The sequence below is a fragment of the Dietzia maris genome (assembly GCF_014144855.1).
Lineage (GTDB): Bacteria > Actinomycetota > Actinomycetes > Mycobacteriales > Mycobacteriaceae > Dietzia > Dietzia kunjamensis.
In genome coordinates this window covers 1-2,375 of record NZ_JAALDN010000475.1, presented here as the reverse complement: position 1 = coordinate 2,375, position 2,375 = coordinate 1, and the positions used below count along the sequence as shown (strand labels likewise).

Here is a 2,375-nt window from a genome sequence, read left to right as displayed (position 1 = left end):
CCGGGGTGGACCCGCAGGGTCTCGGTCGGCCGCGCCCGGAGGAGGGAGTCGCCGAGCGTCTCCAGGGCCTCGCCGAGTTGGTCACCGGAGGCACCCGCGCGCCGGCGCCCGTCCTCGCCGCGGTCGTCCTCGGCGAACTCTCGGGCCTGCGACCGTTCGGGTCCGCGGACGGGATCGTCGCCCGGGCGGCGTTCCGCCTGGTCGGGGTGTCGACCGGGCTCGACCCCCACTGCCTGGGCGTGCCCGAGGTGACCTTCTATCGGGACCCGGAGGCGCACCGGGCCGCGATCGAGGGATACATGGGGGGAACCGGGGAGGGCGTGACCGAATGGCTCCTCCATTGCTGTAGAGCCCTCGAGGCCGGCGCGCGCGAGGCCACCTCGATCGCCGACGCAGCCGGGGGCTAAGCGGAGCGCGCCGGTGGCCGAACGGGCCGGGCGCGCGCGAATGGCGGGCCGACCGGAGTCGACCCGCCAATTCACTGCGGTGCATCGAGAGATCCGGGTACCAAGCGTCCTGTGATCCGCCGTGTCGCCGGTCCGGGACAACCGTCGGTGACAGCTGGCGCGGACCCACGGCTGGTGTTGCCTCTCGGGCGTTATCCGTCGCGTGGGTTTCCGAATGTCGATGACGGTGAGGAGGGCGGGGGGCCGTGACTTCTCTTCCGTCCCGGTCCTGGCGTCTTCACCACCGTGCCCTGAGCATGCCGCCTGTGACCGGCCCGGGGCGATGGTGGGATCGCACAAGGAACACGGGAACTCGTGGGGGAGTCCGGCTATCGCCCGCGCCCGTCGCCGACGCCGATGATGAGGTGTTGCCGACGCACCGCACGGGCCCGCCCCGCCGCCGCGCGCACCGATGGTCCGCGCTACCGCCCCGCGTGTCGCGCGGCCCGGACGAACGACACGGTGGCGGACCCCACGGCCAGGACGATGGCCGCGACCCCGACGATCGGCCCGGTCGCCCGTTCGAGCGTGGGCAGCAGCGGAGTGGGGTTCTCGAACGTCAGGATCGGCCAGCCCCGCTCCAGCGCCTCGCGCCGCAGTGCGCGGTCGGGGTTGATGACCGTCGGGTGGCCGACCATGTCGAGCATGGGCAGGTCGGTGGAGGAGTCCGAGTAGGCGTAGCTCGCCTCGAGGTCGTAACCGTAGCGCTCCGCGAACGCGCTGATCGCCTCCGCCTTGCCGGGACCCTGGCAGTAGAACTCGATCGATCCGCCGTAGCGGCCGTCAGCGTCCCGGTTCATCCGCGTGCCGGCGTAGTGGTCCACGCCGAGCATCCGGGCGATCGGCGCCACCAACTCCTCGCCCGAGGCGGACACGATCACCAGGTCGTGGCCCAGCGCGCGGTGCTCGGCGAGCAGGTCCTGGGCCTCGGCGTACACGGTCGGGGAGACGGTCTCCTTGAGTCCCTCGGTGACGATCCGCTCGACCTGCTCGGGCGACCACCCCTTGGTGGCGGTCGCCATGGCCTGACGCACCTTCTGCATCTGCTCGTCGTCGGCGTCGGACAGGCTGAACGCCAGCTGCGTATAAGCCAGATCGATCACCGACCGTCGCGACAGCAGTCCCTCGCCGAGGAACGACTTGTTGAACGCGAACACCGAGGAGGTCGCGATGATCGTCTTGTCCAGGTCGAAGAACGCAGCGACCCGGCGAGGGCGGTGCGACATCCTGGGGCCCGGTGGGCGTGGGGCGGACACGCCCCAACGATACGGTTCTTGTGCTGGCGACGCAGATGGGCGATACTGACGGTGCCCGTGATGGGCATCCCCCTAAGGTGCTCAGTTCATCCCCCCGAGAACTGACACTTCTGAGAGACCGCCGCACCCCCTGCCGCGGTCTCTCGCATTTCGCGGGCTCGGCTGTACCGGACAGCTGCCGACGCGCCCACCGCACAGTGCCCTCGCGAGCTTTCCCCGCGGCACGTTGTCCACAGCCCCGTCCCCCTCCACAGGCGGGCCGCCGTGGGCCTCCGCGGAGCGGTCGACGGGCGGGTGGATGCGCGAGGCTGAGCCCCGTGAACACGACTACGAGAGCGCGGTCCGTCGCGGTGGACGTCGCGGACCCCGATCTGGACGCCGACGTGCGTGCCGTCCTGGCCGCCCTCGCCCTGGACACGGACACCCGGGCCGGGAACCACTCCGAGGTGGTGGTCACCGATCGCGCGGACGCCGTGGTGGATACCGGTAGGTCACGCGTCGTGCGGGTGGGGTCTGACCGCGACCGGGGCGACGACGACGAGGTGGTCCGCCTGCCGTCCGGCACCGGCGATCTCGTGGGTGCGCTGCTCGCGCCGGTGCGTACGCGGTCGGGTCCGCTGATCGTGGTCGCCGGCGCGGTGGGCGGCTGCGGGGCCAGCACCCTCGCGGCGGC

General features: G+C 71.9%; 2 protein-coding genes and 1 pseudogene. 2 read left to right on the top strand and 1 reads right to left on the bottom strand.

Translation table 11 applies throughout. From position 1 onward, the window contains the following. Positions 1 to 407: Fic family protein (locus G6024_RS14705; RefSeq protein WP_478213497.1), on the top strand; the 407-nt coding region annotated here is incomplete at its 5' end. 461 nt (positions 408 to 868) lie between these two features. Here the strand turns inward: G6024_RS14705 and G6024_RS14700 are convergent. After that, on the bottom strand, positions 869 to 1,702 hold the full coding sequence (locus G6024_RS14700) for an HAD family hydrolase (protein WP_096906146.1): 834 nt from the start codon (positions 1,700 to 1,702) through the stop codon (positions 869 to 871). A gap of 317 nt (positions 1,703 to 2,019) precedes the next feature. Here G6024_RS14700 and G6024_RS14695 point away from each other — a divergent pair. Further along, positions 2,020 to 2,375: pseudogene (locus G6024_RS14695) on the top strand (chromosome partitioning protein); the annotation flags it as partial.